Source organism: Thermogutta hypogea (assembly GCF_055386265.1).
In genome coordinates this window covers 3,794,859-3,810,393 of sequence record NZ_AP042425.1, presented here as the reverse complement: position 1 = coordinate 3,810,393, position 15,535 = coordinate 3,794,859, and the positions used below count along the sequence as shown (strand labels likewise).

The window sequence follows — 15,535 nt, the reverse complement described above, 5'->3', positions numbered from 1 at the left end:
GGCGTCCTCTTGATTCAAGGATGGAATGCTCCCGTTCGGAGGCCGCCCACACCGCGCCCGAAATCCCGAACGCCTCCCGAGCGCCGCACGTTCGCGGTCAGACGGCGCTTCCCGTGCGGTTGCCGCCTTGCCCCGCCTCCAGGCGTTCGAACCGACCGAAAATCATGCGGCCGGCGCTGGTTTGCAGCACGCTGGTGACGGTGAGATAGATGGTTTTGCCGACGTATTCCCGGCCGTCTTCCACGACCACCATCGTGCCGTCGTCCAAATAGCCGACCCCTTGCCGCTCCTCTTCGCCGGGACGCACCAAGCGAACCTGGAGGTGTTCGCCGGGGAGGAAGTGCGGCTTGAGGGCGTTGGCCAAGTCGTTGATGTTGATGACCGGTACGCCGTGGACGCGGGCGACCTTGTTGAGGTTGAAATCGTTCGTGACGAGCTTGCCCTCCAGGTGCTTGGCAAGGGCCACGAGCTTGAGATCCACCGGTTGGCCCGCGAATTCCGGCAGGTCGCGATCGAAGATTTCCAGCTCCACCTCGGGATTGTTGCGGAGGCGGTTGAGGATATCCAGACCGCGGCGGCCGCGGGCCCGTTTCGACTTGTCCGCGCTGTCGGCCACGGCCTGCAATTCGGTGATGGCGAACCGCGGCAAGACCAGCCGGCTGTCGAACAGATTGGCCTCCACCAGATCGGCGATCCGGCCGTCGATCACCACGCTGGTATCGAGGATGAACGGCCGACGACCGCGGACCTCCTTGCTGAACTCCACGTACGGAATGACGAAGCGAAAGTCGTCCTTGGTCTGCATCAGGAAGCTGATGCAGGTGTAAGACAGGACGGCCGCCAAGACCAACTGCACCACATTGCGGACGTTCTCGGGCGATTGCAGGCTTTCGAAAATCGGCGTCAAGGCCACGCCGGCCACGTAAGCCAGAAACAGCCCCACGATCAGGCCGAAATAGACGGAGGAAATGATGTGCAGCGGCTTGCGTGGAAAGAGGACGTCCAGGGCGATGACGACACCGCCCAGCGCCATGATGCCCAACACCAGCAGCCAAGCAATCCAGGCGGAGTCGGTGGGATAAAGCCCCGACTTGATGACCACGACGGCCACGCCGGCCAATACGACGAGAAAGATGAAACGGAGTACCGCGAGCGCCATGCTGCCCATTCCTGTTCCGAAGCTAAAACGCAGGAGTCACACCAGCCCGTTCCCCCATGCCACGCCTGCGACGTTTCACGGGGAAGACACCATTTTAGTCGCGGGCGCGGGGCGGCGAAACCCGCGCAAAGGCCCTTGCCCGTCCGCTAACGGCTCGACCCGCAGCCGGTTCGGCTTCGAGGGGATGTCGGCGTGGGGGCGGCGCGGGAAACCTCAGCCGGATTCCTTCAGGGCCACGATGCGCGTCCGACCTCGATCCTGAAAGGCGAGCTTGTCTTCGCGAGCCAGCCAGCCGACGGCCTGCATGACCTCGTCGCGCGGTCGGCCGATCTCCTTGATCAATCGGCTGAGAGACATGGCGCCCCGGCCGTGCAGGGCGGTCCACACCAAGCCCGCCGTGTGTCCGATGCGAGCGACGTAATCCTCCGCGGCGGCCATGGTACCACCTACCGTAAGGGAAACCCACGACACGATCCAACTTTCCGAGGCTGCGCAGCCCCGGGATGCCTTCGACCTGCCGACCTCACGGTCAACATACCTTGGCGGCGGCGGCCAAGCAAGCAAGTTAACCGTAAATTGCAAAAAAAGAGGAAGAAATTGAAGGGGTGACGTCAGTTTGGTGGGAAGGGGCGAACGTGTCGGCGGTCCTCCCGCGGTCAATCCTGGGTACCCGATCATGGGGCGGTCGAGGAGACTGTCACCAGGTCGCCTGCCATTTCCGCTTCGGCCGTGCGAAACCGCAACAGAGCCTCCAAGTACTCTACCTGTTTTTGCACGTAGGATCGCTGGGCCAAAAGGAGATCGGCGAAACTCGCCTCGCCCGCCTGGTAGGACTTCCGTGTCAATTCGAGTACCTCCGCAGCGGTGGGAAGGATGGTCGAGCGATAACGCTCGGCTTCGGCCCGCGCATCGCGATACCGCGCGTAGACCTCCGCCAGCCGCCCGCGAAGATCCAGCTCCAATTCCCTGACGGCCTTTTCGGCGGCGGAGAGTTCGTAGCGGGCTTGCATCACCGCGCCTTGATTGCGATTCACGATCGGCAGGGGCAAGCTCACGGAAATGCCGCCGTTGGCCGTGCCGTCCGCGCCGTTGTCGATCACGTTGACCAGTCCCTGCACCGTCAGATTGGGGACGGCCTCGGCGCAGGCCCGCCGGAGCACGGCGCGGGCATGTTCCACCGCCCGGGTCGCGCGGAGGAGTTCCGGGCTGGAGGCCTGAATCCGTCGCCAAAGGGCTTCGAAGTCTTGCGGTTCGGGCAGGTCGTCCGGCTCCGCCTGGAGCGGCCGAGGAGGCAGCTCCGGGATGCCGACGGCCGATGCCAATCTCCGTCGGGCGGCTGAGTAGCGCTCCTCCGCTTTGCGTGCCATCAATCGCGCGGTTTCGGTTTCCAGCCGCGATTCCAACCACGCGGCGCGCGGTACCTCCTGGGCCTGATACAGGGCCGCCACGCTCCGCTCGATCTCGGAACTGATCTTCACGAGGTCTTCGGCCAACCGAACGTTTCGCATGGCGACGGCGGCCTCGTGGAAGGCGATGTGAAGTTCGGTCAAGATTTCCCGGCGCCGGATATCCCAATCGCCGCGTGCCAGGGCGACCCCGCGGGCCGCCACGGCTTGATCGAGTTGCCGCTTGCCGCCGAGGCGGAACTCCTGCTCGATGAAGACGCCGTGCTGCTCCGCCCGGCCGCCGCTGCCGAGTTGTTGTCCCTCGTACCCGATCGAGGGATTAGGAGGCAGACCGGCCTGGAGACGCCCCCCCTGGGCCGCGCCTACGAGCGCTTCGGCTCGCGCCAGGGCCGGATGATGCTGCAACGCGAGCTGCTCCAACTCGCTCAGCGTCATCGCGGCCGCGGGACCGGAGGGAGCACTGCCCCTCTCGCTCCCCCCTTCGTTCTCAACGAAAATCACGGCCGCATCGGGGAGAGCTTGGGCGTTTCCATCGTGCGCCGCGGCGATCCGGACGGTAAGCTGCGTGACCGCCGCCGCATAGACCCAAATCGCCGCCGCCGGCAAGATGCTCGCCGTCAGCGTCAGGATTCGCGGTTTAACCGAACGATTTGACATCCCGCGGTTTGACATCCCAAAATACCCTTCCCGGTTGTATCCATACCACGGTCCCTTTCCTGTCTTCGACCTGACTGGAGCCGGAATAGAGCGCCAAACCGCCAATCCGGAGTTTCTTGCTAGAATCGCCACCTTCCGCAACTTCGTTATCTTTGCCGGGAAGTGCTTGCGGGCGAGATTTCGCCTTCGTCCCGAGCGGCATTCGCCTTTGAAGACGGCAACTCCTTCTAAAACGGCTCGTCGGGCGGTAAAGTCTCTTGTTCGGGGCGCTGCACGACCCTTTGGGCGGCGCGCAGGCCGAGCCATTGGAACAGGGCCGGGCGGACCAGAAACTCCGCCGACGTCCCCGTGATCAAGCCCCCGATGATGACCACGGCCACGGGATGGAGGACCTCCTTGCCCGGCTCGCCCGCCGCAAGAACCAGCGGCACCAAACCGAGGCCGGAGGTCAGAGCGGTCATGAGAACCGGGGCGACGCGTTCGCGTCCCGCCCGCACGATCATCTCTCGCGTCCACGATTCGCCCTCGTAACGGACTAAATGCAGGTAGTGGTTGGTGAGCAGAATCCCGTTGCGTACGGCGATGCCGCATAAGGAGATGAAGCCGACCATGGCCGCCACCGTCAAGGTTTGTCCCGAGAGGTACAGGGCCGCCGCACCGCCCACGAACGCCATGGGGACGGCGATCATCACTTGCAGGGCGAGGTTCACGGAGCCGAACAAGTTCCAAAGCAGCAGGAACATGGCGGCAAGCGCGGCCGCGAAGAGTACGGCGATCGTTCGCGCGGCGGCTTGCCGGCTCTCGAACTGGCCGCCGAATTCGATGTAATAGCCGGTCGGCAATTCGGCCTGGATGGGTTGGAGCCGGCGCTTCATGTCCTCCACCACGTCCACCAGGCCTCGGCCGGACACGTTGCATTGCACGATGATGCGGCGCCGCACCTGCTCGCGCTGGATGATGTTGGGGCCGCCCGCCTCGTAAATCCGGGCCACATCTTCCAGCTTGACGGTCCCGCCGTCGGCGGTGTCGATTACCATTCGCCGCAAGGAGGCGATGTCTTCGCGATACGGTTCGTCCAGGCGGACCAGCAGATCGAACGCCCGTTGCCCTTCCAAGACTTGCGAAATGACCTTGCCGGCCAAGGCGGTTTCGACCAGGCCGTTCACGTCCCAGCGGCGGAGGCCGAACAATTCCAAGGCGTGGGCGTCCGCCTCGATGCGAAGCTGAGGCACGACGGTCTGCGGCTCCACCTGCAAATCGCGGATGCCCGGCACGTCCGCCACCGCCGCGCGAATCCCCTCCGCCTCCCGCCGCAAAACCTCCAAGTCGTCGCCGAAGAGCTTGATCGCCACCTGCGCCTTGACGCCCGACAGCATCATGGAAATCAGATGCGCCATCGGCTGCTCGACCGAAATCACGATGCCCGGGACCTGGTCCAAGGCTTGGTGAATCTCCGTCAAGATTTGCTCGCGGGTCTTCTTGGTGCGGGGATCGATGGTCGCGATGATCTCCGTCACGTGGACCCCTTCGGCATGCTCGTCCAATTCGGCGCGGCCCGTCTTGCGAACGAACGCCGTGACGTCTTCCAGGGTCTGAATCCGCTTTTCCACCGCCTGGGCGGTCCGGTCGGACGCGGCTAGGGAGACGCCCGGCGGCAAGAGGACGTTGATTTGGACGGCTCCCTCGTTGAACGGCGGCAGGAAGTCGCGGTCCAATCGCCAGGTCGCCCATCCGGCCAAGACCGCGGCGAGAACCGCGGATGCCAAGGCGAGACCGGGAAACCGTAAACTGAGGCGGATCGCCCGCTCCGACGCCCACCGGCACCCGCGCAAGAGCAGCCCGTCTCCCGTTCGCTCCTTGCCCTTCGCCCGGCCCAGCAGCCAATAGCTCATCACCGGCGTGACCGTGAGAGAGACGAGCAAGGAGGCCGCCAGCGACGTGATGTAGGCGGCGGCCAAGGGCACGAACAGCCGGCCCTCGATCCCCGACAACGCCGTCAGCGGAAGAAAGACCATCACCACGATCAGCGTTCCGTACACTACGGAGTTGCGGATTTCGCAACTCGCTTGATAGACCACCCATAACGCGGGTCGGGGATTCGGGCTGCGCCGATTTTCGCGCAGTCGCCGATAGATGTTCTCGACGTCCACGATGGCGTCGTCCACCAATTCCCCAATGGCTACCGCCAGACCGCCCAGCGTCATCGTGTTGATGGAAAACCCCAGGGCGTGAAAGACGACCGCCGTGACGACCAGGGAGAGCGGAATGGCGGTCAGGCTGATGACGGTGGTCCGCGGGTTCATGAGGAACAAAACCAAGACGATGACGACCAGCACGGCCCCGTCGCGCAAGGCTCCCGCCACGTTCTCCACGGCTCGGTCGATGAAGGCCTTTTGCTCGTACAAGGGCACCAAGCGGACGTCGTTGGGCAGCGAGGCCGCCATCTCGCGAATCGCCTGATTCACAGCGTCGGTGACCCGTCGGGTGTCGGCGCCGGGTTGCTTGTTGACGGTCAAGACGACGGCGGGCCCCCCTTCGAATCGCCCGTCTTCGCCCCGCACGAAGGCCGCGCTGTCGCCGCGCTTGATTTCCGCGCCCTCGACGATGCGGGCGACCTGCGAGAGCCGCACCGAGCGGCCCTCCCGTCGGGCGACGATGACGCGGGCGATATCGTCGGCGGAGCGGACCCGCCCCAAGGATCGGACCACATACTCGCGCACCCCCTCGGCGTCCAAGTAGCCGCCCGCCGTATCCTGGTTGCTCTCGGACAACGCCGCCTCGATTTCGCGAAGGGAGATGCCGTAGCGCCGCAATTCGTGGGGGTTGAGGAGCACTTGGAACTGTTTCCGCTCGCCGCCCATCACGATGACCTGCGACACCCCCTGCACGGCCCGCAACCGCTGCCGAATCACCCAATCGGCCAAAGTGCGGAGCTCCATGGGCGACGTCTTTCCGCCGCGGCTGTACATCCCGATGATCTGGATTTGGCCCATGATCGAGGAGATCGGGGCCATTTGCGGCTTGATGCCCGGCGGGAGTTGATCCGCCGCTTGGCTCAGCCGTTCATTCACGATCTGCCGGTCGAGATAGGGGTCCGTCCCCCAATCGAACTCCACCTGGATGACCGAGAGGCCGACGCCGGACGAACTGCGGACGGTTTGCACGCCGGCGGCCCCGTTGAGGGCGGCCTCCAGGGGAAACGTGACCAGCGTTTCCACCTCCTCGGGCGCCAAGCCCGGCGCCTCCGTCAGGATCACCACCCGCGGACGGTTGAGGTCCGGAAAGACGTCGATCGGCAACCGCAGCATCTGCCACAGGCCGTAGCCGGAAAGGAAGATTGCCGCCGCCGTTACCAACAGTCGCTGCCGGAGGGAGAAGCGAATCAGTTCATTCAACATGGGCCGAGGGATCTCGCCGTATGTTCGTGGGTAAAGCAGCCTTCAATGGTTGTGTCCGGCGTGGGGATCGATGCCCGCCCCCGACCGGTTCTTCAACGCCGAATGGATTTGAAAGGCCCCGGCGGCCGCCACCGTCTCGCCCGGCGTCAAGGCGCCGTCCGCCGCAATCACCGCCGAGCGGCGGTCTTGATACTCGAGGTGCACGGCGACGCGCTCGAACCGGGAGCCCTCCTGCCGATACACATAGCACTCCGGGCCCTCGCGCACCACGGCTTGGGCGGGCACGACGATGCGGTTCTCCCAACGCTCGACCGGCACGTTCAGCTCCACGCGCTGCCCCGGCTTATACCGCCAATCAATGAACCGCAAGCCGGTTTCGCTGCGTCGTTCTTGCTCGATGCGGTTGACGAGGCGAAGATAGAAGCGGAAGGTCCGCGACGGCTCGTCCACACGGTCGGCCAAATACAGGACCTTCAATCCCTCGATGCTCTCCCCGTCGCCCGCCGACGCGGCCGAGACCTCCCAATCGTTCTCCACCGCCCGGCGGAGCGCCGCCAGATCGTCCTCGAAGGCTCGGCCTTCCACGAACAGTTCGCAATGGTCGGCCAAGACGCAGAGGACCTGTCCGACTTCCACCATCTGTCCGATCTTCACCGGCAGGGACTGGACGTGGAAAAGGTGATCGGCCCGGCAATCGTCGCGATCGTGCTCATGGGTGGGGGCCGACACGTGCTGAACCTGGAAGAGCTTCCTCTGAGTCAAGATTGCGTCGATTTGATCCGACGTCAAACCGTGCAGGAGCAAGGCCTGGCGTCCCGCCCGCAGCTCGGCTTCCAGTTTGCGCTCCTCGTACTGCTGTTCCAGGATGCGCCGCCCGGCAATCACGCCCTCCTCCGCGGACTGAAGGCGGCGCAACTCGCTCCGCACGACTTCCAGGGTTTCGGCGGCCCGGACGAAGTCGGCCTGCGCGGCGACCAATTCCTCGTGCATCAGCCGCAGCTCGAATAACGGCGTGCCCGGCTCCACGGCGGTGCCCTCCATCACGTGGATCTTGGTCACGATCCCCGTCATGGGCGCGGCGACTTGAATCTGCGATCGCCCCGGCCGCTCTACGATCATGCCCGGCATGTTGATCCGCCGTACGAACGTGGAGAGCCGCACCGGGTACGGCTCGAAACCGATGTTTTTCAAGGCTTGCTCGCTCAGCTCGATGGCTTCGCCGTGCTTGTCGTGCTCATCGTGCCCTTCCGCGCCGTGGTTTGCTTCCGCCGAGGGGCCGCGCGCCGCCGGAACTGCCGCACGGACCTCCGTCCCGGGACCGGCGCCATGTTCGTGCGGGTCTTCGTCCCCGTGAGCAGGCGAGCTTGGAGCGGACCGGAGGGCGAGGAATTCGGCAACGGACCGCCCCGCCGATCGGTAAAAGAGTAGCAGTGCGGCGACGGTCGCCACCGCGATCCCGGCGAGGACCAGGCCGGGCCGGCGACGCGGCAAAAATCTTCGGATACCAAGGACCATGAAAACCTCCGCGATGAAGCCGCCGGAAATGGACCGGAAAGGGATTCGGGCCGGAAACCGTTCCCGTTTGTACCGTGCCCGTTTGCATGGAACTTTCGAGAGAATGCCCCCGGCCGACGGTCCGCCGATCCGTATTCGCCGGACGGCGGGGACTGTGTGCCGGTATCGGCTACCGCGAAGAGGAGCGGAGGATCACAGAGAAAGCAGGCACAGGACGAGATGAGTGCGGAGGGATGGCACCGCAAAGGGGCCGCATGACCGGCCCGCGGCGCCCGCCTCCCTTGCAAGCAAAATGCCCGCCGTTCCAACTTGCAAAAGGTCGTTCATCACAGCGATGGACGTGTCGAACGGCCGAGGATACTCCTTCGCCCGGTCGATTCGCACCGTCGGCGAATCGGCGAAGGAACACGGGCCTTCGGTACAGGGCTGAAAGCCGCGGCGGGAATCGCAGGTCGGTGCCGATTGTACGGCGGTCGAGTCTTGCCAACGGTCCCCGCCGACCGCGGCCCTGGATGACCGGTGATGAGCCGCGGTTGCGCCCCGACAAGCATTGCCCGCGCACCCGGCGGGCGCCGATGCGCTCACGTTGCCGGCAGGGCGGCCCGACGTTTCGTGGCGGTGGTGCGCGCAGCATCCGGCGACCGTGTGCCAAAGCACGGAAATCGCCAGCGTCAAACGCACCGCCCAAGTAATCACGGCACCCCGCCGGTTCAAGGGGTTTTGCTTTTCGCCGCCCAAACTTGCAAATATGCACTCGCAAGATGCACGCGCCGCAGGCAGCGACTCGGTCGTAGACCTCGCCCAAGATTGTCGTCATTTCGTATGGCGCAATTTTAGACTCTTCCGCCGTTCGGGGCAATAAGGAAGTAGTTAGTTGGCTGCCCCGGGAGATCCGGTCTATCGAAATCCGCCGCGGGTTGGGGTAATCTAAGCGGCGTTGTCGGCTTCGGTAGGCTGCGGGGTTCGTGCCCCAAGCGGGGAGAGCCGGCCTTCCCTCGTCGGTGTCCTTGCAGGTCGTGGGAGGAACGCGATGATTCGTGCAGCGGTGCGGTCGGCGGCGGCCGGTCGGTCTAGCAGGCGCGTGCGATCGGATGCCCCCCGCCATCACGACCGGCTGATCGGACCGCAGCCGGCTGATCAGCCCGATCAGGTGTAATCGCCTCCAGCGTAGTTCGGCCGCCCGCAGTACCAATGCTGCGCGCAGAACAAGAGACGTTTTCACAAGTGGCGCACTTCTGCCTGAAAAAAACACGTCCTCCACACCGGTCGGAGGCACTCGGACCGTTCGGCTCAATCGCCGAACACCAGGACCGCCTTCTCATCCAACGGCCGAACCGACACGGAATGAAAGACAGTGGCTTCGTTGAGGTAATTATGAATGCCGATGCGGTCGGCCGGAAACCCCTGCGGGACCGTCAACGAGCTAATCTTCCCCTGCCAAGCGAAGAGCGGCGTGCGATTTAACGCGGCTTGAATCGAACAAAGGGGGGCCCTCACGCGGACGGCGATTTCCCAGGTAAGCAACACGCCGTTGGGGATTGTTCCCGGTGTCCTTTTGGTTGGATTCGCGTTGCCCTCGCGGCCGTCGATCAGGCCGATACCGTGGCACTGACCGCGCCAGCCGCTTAGGACCGCGAGGCAGCCGGTACCGGCCACAGGCAACTCCACGCTGACCGAGTCGTCGCCTTTTAGCCGCGTGAAGACTGCTTTCAGATCGTAACTCCCGGACGACAGCATCGGCAGGTAGATTCCTGACATCTGTCCCAGGACTAAGCCGCGAGTTCCCAGGGCAACCTCTCCCTGTTGTGGCGCCATCCCCAGGCGGGTGAGCGGCCCCAACTCGACCCACTTATCCCTAAGCGAAGGCCCGCCGCGCAAGGCCGCGGCAATTTGCTCGCCAAGCGGTTTTGCCGCTTGGGCCTCAGGCTGCTCCAGGAGCTTTTCCACCCCCGCTTTCTCCAGAGCCGACAGCGGTGCATCACGCGGCAGCAGGGCCCGCTGGTAAAGCTGCACGGCGTGGGCGCGGAAATACGGTTGCTCGCTGCGGTCGGCCTTCTCGGCATACTGCCACCAGCGGTGGGCCACGGCAGCCAAAGCCGTCGGCACGTTGGCGTCCATCGCTTGTTCGGCCTTGGCCGCCTCGGCGAGCAGGGAATCGCCGCATGCGGCCAGATGTGGCAGGCCTGCGTCCCAATCGTCGGCACCCAGGCAAAGCCAGCGTCCCGCGGCGCGATGGGCCTCCGCATCCTGGGGGGCCATGCCCAGCCGCGCTTGCGCGAAACGGTACTCGCGATACCAATCGGCGGCCTGCTTGAGCAGTGTTCGGGCTTCGCCCAGGCACCATAAGGCCACGGTCGCCCGCTCGGGCCGGGCTGTGCGGGCCAGCTCGCTCAAAGCGTCAACTGCGGCGGCGGCCTGTTCCACGCGCCCCTGGCGGCAGGCCTGAGAAATCGCCACGGCCGATTCGGCCGCAACGCGGGTGATCCAATAGACGTCGCTGCGCTGCCCGGAGAGCACCCCCTTGAGCAGCATTCCGGCATCGCATGCGTAATTGATGGTAAGTTGCGTCCACGAGTCCCACAGCGCGTCGACTTCGCCGGCCGCGAGTGCCTGGCGGCCGGCCAGTTGCAACAGCACGTATCGCTCGTCATCGGTGGTGCCCGAGTCCCCCAGCGCAGCGCGCAATTGTTGCAGTTTTTGCTGCGCTTCGGCGCGCGAACCTGCTTTGTCAAGGTTGAAAACCTTTTCCAGCGAGGCGGTGATTTGCTTCTCCACATCGGCACTGGGCGGGGCAATCGGCGGTTCGGCGGCCTGGAGGGCTACAGGTGCCGTTGCCGCCGGAAACGCGTTCTGTGCCGTAGCCGCGTTTTGAGTATGTGAGGTTACGGGTAACCAGTCGGCCTGGTCCGCAACAGGTGGAATGTCCGGTTTCGCCGGGCGCGGCCCGCCGGCGTTGACGCCGCCCTCCGTGCCGACCATGGGAGCCGCGCCGGTCGAGAAGGCCGCACCGGTCGGGTCGAGTGATGAACTTTCCGCAAACGCATTCCACGCCGGATCCGTCTGCGAATGTGCGGCTTCCGCGGCGGATGCGTGCCCCGGTTCCTCCCTGTCGCGGATCGCTTTGCCGGAAGAAGCATGCGACGCCGGCAATTGCGAGGCGGCTCCGGTTGCACCTCCGGCAGAGTCGGCTTGCGATACCGCGGCCGTGCCGTCCGCCGAGGCAATTCCGGTTGTGCCTTGCGCCGGCGATTCCCGGCCGTTGCCTTTGGATATCACTCTCAGCGGATCGACGCCGAAACCGTACCACAGGATCACGCCTGCCAGCAGGATTCCCGCCACCCCACCGCCGACAATCTTGGCCGATTTCACCGCAGCGCTGGTTCGTTTGCGCCGTTTGCCGGCAGAAGATCCTGCTTCGCGTGCCGGGTAAACTTTGCTTCGCACATCGTCCCACGCTACGGCGGCCGGAGGCTCCCACTGAACCGGCGGGATCGGCACGTCGGCCTGTCGCAACCGGCGATCGTACTCTGTCTTTCGTTCGGGATCCAACAAGCACGTCCCGGCGGCGACGATCTCGGCGGCCATTCTTGCCGCCGCTTCGGCCTGTGGCCCCGTGCGATACTCCTGGAGCAAAGCCACCCTCGCTTCAACCGCTTTGGCAATCGTCTCGCGACTGCCGGCGAAGCGAGGCAGGCCCAGCAGACGGTAGTGGTCGGGCGGTTGCTCGTCAGCCGGAATGCCCAACCACTGCGCGTAGGGGTCAAACGACTGGCCCATATCCCTGCCCCTGGTGATTGTTCACGGAGTTCTTTCTTGTCCTGCCCCGGTGGAACGCCGCGGCATCGGGCGAACCAACGTCATCTTGAAGAGAGGGCTGTGGCTTGTCAAGCGTCAATTCTTGTCTGCCCCGGGATATCCGGTCTATCGAAATCCGCGGCGGGGTGGGGTAATCTAAGCGGCGTTGTCGGCTTCGGTAGGCTGCGGGGTTCGTGCCCCAAGCGGGGAGAGCCGGCCTTCCCTCGTCGGTGTCCTTGCAGGTCGTGGGAGGAACGCGATGATTCGTGCAGCGGTGCGGTGCGGTCGGCGGTTGGTCGGTCTAGCAGGCGCGTGCGGGATCCTTTGCGTCGCATTGTCGGCAGCCGACGCCGCGGATATGGCCGCCGACTCGCCCGTGAAGTTCCCCGACAAGGGAGCCTTGCCGCCCAAGTATCCGCCGGACAGGCCCTCCCGCGACCATTCGTCGCCCGAGCCGGATTACTATCTGTTCAGTACGCCGGAGCGGTCCCTAGAACAAATTCGGAAGATCCAAGCGGAGATGCCGCCGGGCACGTTCACACCGCCCAACCCGGATTGGACCCATTTGCAACGGACGCGACGGCGGCTGACCGAAGGAGGCTCCCTGCGGATCGCGGCCGTCGGCGACAGCATCGTCAACGACACCATGCGCTCGGGTTGGGTGGCCTTGTTGCGCGAGGCCTATCCCAAGGCCGATATCCAAGCCGTGGTCTATGTCCGCGGCGGGGGAGGGTGCCAGCACTACCGGCAAGAGGGCCGCATCGACAAGGTGGTCGTGCCCCTTCGGCCCGATTTGGTGCTCATCGGCGGAATCAGCCAAAAGAGCATCGACGACATTCGCGAGGTGATTCATCAACTGAGGGCGGCCTTGCCGGAGGTGGAGGTTCTGTTGATGACGGGCGTCTTCGGCACGGCCGATCCCCGGGATGCCGAGGAATTGGCCCAAGCCCCCTATTCCGGCACCGGGCGGTACGGCGAGGCCCTGCGCCGTTTGGCGGCCGAGGAGCAGTGCGCCTTTCTCGATATGACCACCCCTTGGGCCGAGTACCTCCGCTCGTCGGGACTACATCCCCATCTTTTCTACCGGGACGCGGTGCATGCCAACGAATACGGCGAGCAGGTGCTCGCCAAGGTGCTGACGGCCTTTTTTGCACCGGACCGCAACCCGACACCGACGCGGTAAATCGTTGGACGCACGAGCGGCTGCCGGGCTGCGTCCCCGCCGGCGGACGCGGCGAAGCACGGCTTTCAGGGGTGGGAACGTAGTGGGACGGCCGTCCCGCGACGCTGGACGGTGGGCCGCGCCCCGCCGCGGCCGACGCCGACACGCATCGCTCGGTCGGGAAGGCCAACCTTTTCTTTTCGCGCCAAATGTTCGATACTGATAAGGTTTACGGCTTCGGCCGCCCTTCCGGCGGTCGCGGCATGCGTGGGGAAGGAAGGACTTGCATGTTGGAATTGATTTTACCGGATGGAAAAGCGCTGCGGTTCGAGCGCCGGGTCCGCGGACTCGACGTGGTCGGTGAATTGGGACCCCGTTGGACCAAGACGGCCCTGGCCGCCAAGCTCGACGACCGTTTGATCGATTTGCTGACGTATCTTCCTGAGGAAGGGCGATTCGATTTTCGACTGCTGACTCAGCGGGACGCCGAGGTCCTGACGCTGATGCGACATTCCGCCGCGCACCTCATGGCCCGCGCGGTGATGAGGCTGTTCCCCGGCGCCAAGCTGGCCTTCGGCCCTCCGGTGGAGAACGGCTTCTACTACGATTTCCTCCTTTCCCGCAGCCTTACCGAGGACGATTTTTCCGGCATCGAGGCCGAGATGGCCCGGCTGGCGGAGCTGGACGAGCCGTTCGAACGGATCGAAGTGCCGCACGACAAGGCCGTGGAAATCTGCCGCGAACTCGACCAGCCCTTCAAGGTGGAGCACCTGGAGGACGGCCTGCGGAACGAGACGACGGTGTCCTTTTACCGGCTGGGCGAGTTTCTCGATCTTTGCGAAGGGCCGCACGTGCCTTCCGCCGGCTGGATCAAGGCCTTCAAGCTGCTGTCGGTGGCCGGCGCGTATTGGCGGGGCGACGCCGCGCGGCAGCAACTCCAACGTCTCTACGCCACGGCCTGGTTCTCGCAGGACGAGATGCGGCAGTACCTCGACCGCCTGGCCGAGGCCAAGAAGCGCGATCATCGCGTGCTGGGCAAGCGGCTGGAGCTGTTCACGATCGAGCCGACGGTGGGTTCGGGGCTGATCCTATGGCTGCCCAAGGGTGCCGTCCTCCGCCGCGAATTGGAGAACTTCTTGTACGAGGAATTGATGCGGCGCGGGTACCAGGCCGTTTATACGCCGCACATCGGGCGGGTCGAACTTTACCAAACGTCGGGGCACTACCCCTACTACGCGGACAGCCAGTTTCCTCCCATCCAGATGGCCGAGGGCGATCGCTACCTGCTCAAGCCCATGAATTGTCCGCATCACATCATGATCTACCAATCCCGGCCCCGCAGCTACAAGGAGCTGCCCCTCCGCTTGGCCGAATTCGGGACCGTCTACCGCTTCGAGCAGTCGGGAGAATTGACGGGCATGACGCGGGTGCGGGGATTCACCCAGGACGATGCCCATATCTTCTGTACCGAAGAACAGGTGCCCGACGAGTTTCGCGCCTGCATCGAGATGACGCAGTTCGTGCTGCAAACGCTCGGTTTCGATGAATATCGCGTGCGGTTGAGCCTCCGCGATCCGGCAAGCGATAAGTATGTGGGCGACCCGGAGGTATGGCAGCGTGCCGAGACGGCTTTGATCGAGGTCTGCCGATCCATGAACCTGCCGAACCTGGAGACGGCCCCGGGTGAGGCGGCCTTCTACGGCCCCAAAGCCGATTTCATCGTCTCGGACTGCATCGGCCGGGAGTGGCAGTTGGGTACGGTGCAACTGGATTACAACCTCCCCAGCGCCCAACGCTTCAATTTGGAGTACATCGGCGCCGACAATCGGCCGCACCGGCCCGTCATGATCCATCGCGCCCCCTTCGGATCCTTGGAGCGGTTTACCGGCATTTTGATCGAGCATTTCGCCGGGGCCTTTCCCCTCTGGCTTTCGCCCGAACAGATTCGCGTCCTGACGGTCAGCGAAAAATTCGAGGAGTACGGCCGGGAGGTGGAGTCGCGGTTGCGGGCGGCGGGGCTGCGTGCGGCCGGCGACTACCGGGCGGAAAAGGTAGGCGCCAAGATCCGCGATGCCCAGTTGGAGTTGGTGCCCTACATGGCCGTCATCGGCGGGCGCGAGCAGGAAAACGGCACGGTCGCCTTGCGATCGCGGCATGAGGGCGATTTGGGGGCCGTGCCCCTGGCCGCCTTGATAGAGCAACTCTTGGACGAGGTTCGCTCGCGACGCCTGCCCGGAAAAAGGACCGCCGCCTGATGCTCCGGCCGTGCCCGCCGTTGCGCCTGCCGTCTCATGGGCATCGCCCCGGGATGCCGACTTTTCCGGCCGATCTGTTGACTTCCCAAGCGACTTGAACAATACTCTAGCAAACATCAGCGCAATCGCGGGGAACACTACAGTTTGCCGCGCACACTGCCGATGGAAAAATCGCGGAACACGTTGCG

8 protein-coding genes are annotated in these 15,535 nt (G+C 64.7%); 2 read left to right on the top strand and 6 right to left on the bottom strand.

All coding sequences use genetic code 11. From position 1 onward, the window contains the following. Positions 1-97: 97 nt before the first annotated feature. From ACZ5B4_RS13705 to ACZ5B4_RS13680, 6 genes are all read right to left on the bottom strand, one after another. On the bottom strand, positions 98-1,159 hold the full coding sequence (locus ACZ5B4_RS13705) for a PIN/TRAM domain-containing protein (RefSeq protein ID WP_464911793.1): 1,062 nt from the start codon (positions 1,157-1,159) through the stop codon (positions 98-100). Between the two features lie 213 nt (positions 1,160-1,372). Next, entirely contained in the window at positions 1,373-1,630 is a 258-nt protein-coding gene (locus ACZ5B4_RS13700) for a winged helix-turn-helix domain-containing protein (protein WP_464911792.1), read from the bottom strand. 203 nt (positions 1,631-1,833) lie between these two features. Further along, positions 1,834-3,222, bottom strand: coding sequence for a TolC family protein (locus ACZ5B4_RS13695; protein WP_464911791.1), 1,389 nt, complete (start codon positions 3,220-3,222; stop codon positions 1,834-1,836). A 227-nt stretch (positions 3,223-3,449) separates the two neighbouring features. Continuing rightward, a complete protein-coding gene (locus tag ACZ5B4_RS13690; RefSeq protein WP_464911790.1) occupies positions 3,450-6,620 on the bottom strand; it encodes an efflux RND transporter permease subunit in 3,171 nt (1,056 codons plus the stop codon). A 42-nt stretch (positions 6,621-6,662) separates the two neighbouring features. Then, the gene (locus ACZ5B4_RS13685; protein WP_464911789.1) at positions 6,663-8,135 is read right to left on the bottom strand and encodes an efflux RND transporter periplasmic adaptor subunit; all 1,473 of its coding nucleotides are present in this window, start codon (positions 8,133-8,135) and stop codon (positions 6,663-6,665) included. Between the two features lie 1,290 nt (positions 8,136-9,425). Next, entirely contained in the window at positions 9,426-11,912 is a 2,487-nt protein-coding gene (locus tag ACZ5B4_RS13680; RefSeq protein WP_464911788.1) for a hypothetical protein, read from the bottom strand. Positions 11,913-12,189: 277 nt separating this feature from the next. On the opposite strand from ACZ5B4_RS13680, the gene ACZ5B4_RS13675 reads away from it, so the two are divergent. Both ACZ5B4_RS13675 and thrS read left to right on the top strand, forming a co-directional pair. After that, positions 12,190-13,113, top strand: a complete 924-nt coding sequence (locus ACZ5B4_RS13675) for an SGNH/GDSL hydrolase family protein (protein WP_464911787.1) — start codon at positions 12,190-12,192, stop codon at positions 13,111-13,113. A 266-nt stretch (positions 13,114-13,379) separates the two neighbouring features. Continuing rightward, positions 13,380-15,347, top strand: a complete 1,968-nt coding sequence (gene thrS / locus ACZ5B4_RS13670; RefSeq protein WP_464911786.1) for a threonine--tRNA ligase — start codon at positions 13,380-13,382, stop codon at positions 15,345-15,347. The last annotated feature ends 188 nt before the right edge of the window (positions 15,348-15,535 follow it).

Bases quoted from the DNA above. Each gene is read 5' to 3' on its own strand.
- ACZ5B4_RS13705 (WP_464911793.1), bottom strand. From the start codon at position 1,159: ATGGCGCTCGCGGTACTCCGTTTCATCTTTCTCGTCGTATTGGCCGGC.
- ACZ5B4_RS13695 (WP_464911791.1), bottom strand. From the start codon at position 3,222: ATGTCAAATCGTTCGGTTAAACCGCGAATCCTGACGCTGACGGCGAGC.
- ACZ5B4_RS13690 (WP_464911790.1), bottom strand. From the start codon at position 6,620: ATGTTGAATGAACTGATTCGCTTCTCCCTCCGGCAGCGACTGTTGGTA.
- ACZ5B4_RS13685 (WP_464911789.1), bottom strand. From the start codon at position 8,135: ATGGTCCTTGGTATCCGAAGATTTTTGCCGCGTCGCCGGCCCGGCCTG.
- ACZ5B4_RS13680 (WP_464911788.1), bottom strand. From the start codon at position 11,912: ATGGGCCAGTCGTTTGACCCCTACGCGCAGTGGTTGGGCATTCCGGCT.
- ACZ5B4_RS13675 (WP_464911787.1), top strand. From the start codon at position 12,190: ATGATTCGTGCAGCGGTGCGGTGCGGTCGGCGGTTGGTCGGTCTAGCA.
- thrS (WP_464911786.1), top strand. From the start codon at position 13,380: ATGTTGGAATTGATTTTACCGGATGGAAAAGCGCTGCGGTTCGAGCGC.